The following is a 521-nucleotide window of genomic DNA, read 5'->3' as shown; positions in this document are numbered from 1 at the left end:
GGCGAACTGCTCGGCCGACTCGGCGGCCTGCTGCCGTTTGCTGCGCAGCCCCAAGCTGCGTTCGCACCGCAAGGCGTGTTCGGCGACATCCTGAAATCGGTCGGGCCGACCGTCGGCACCGTCGCTGGACAGCTCGGTGGCCTGCTGCCGTTCTCGGTGCAGCCGCAGGCAGCGTTCGCACCGCAGGGCGTGGGTGGCGCCATCGTCGGCACCGCTGCGCCGATGCTTGGCGAACTGCTCGGCCGACTCGGCGGCCTGCTGCCGTTTGCTGCGCAGCCCCAAGCTGCGTTCGCACCGCAAGGCGTGTTCGGCGACATCCTGAAATCGGTCGGGCCGACCGTCGGCACCGTCGCTGGACAGCTCGGTGGCCTGCTGCCGTTCTCGGTGCAGCCGCAGGCAGCGTTCGCACCGCAGGGCGTGGGTGGCGCCATCGTCGGCACCGCTGCGCCGATGCTTGGCGAACTGCTCGGCCGACTCGGCGGCCTGCTGCCGTTTGCTGCGCAGCCCCAAGCTGCGTTCGC

The 521-nt window shown here is 71.2% G+C and carries 1 pseudogene; it reads left to right on the top strand.

Features of this window, described 5'->3' with window-relative positions:
* Positions 1 to 75: 75 nt before the first annotated feature.
* Positions 76 to 521, top strand: a pseudogene (locus OEJ37_RS34800) (hypothetical protein); the annotation flags it as partial.

Origin of the sequence: Burkholderia sp. BKH01, from assembly GCF_025685725.1 — a bacterium.
GTDB lineage: Bacteria > Pseudomonadota > Gammaproteobacteria > Burkholderiales > Burkholderiaceae > Burkholderia > Burkholderia pyrrocinia_C.
This window is presented reverse-complemented; position numbering and strand designations above follow the sequence as displayed.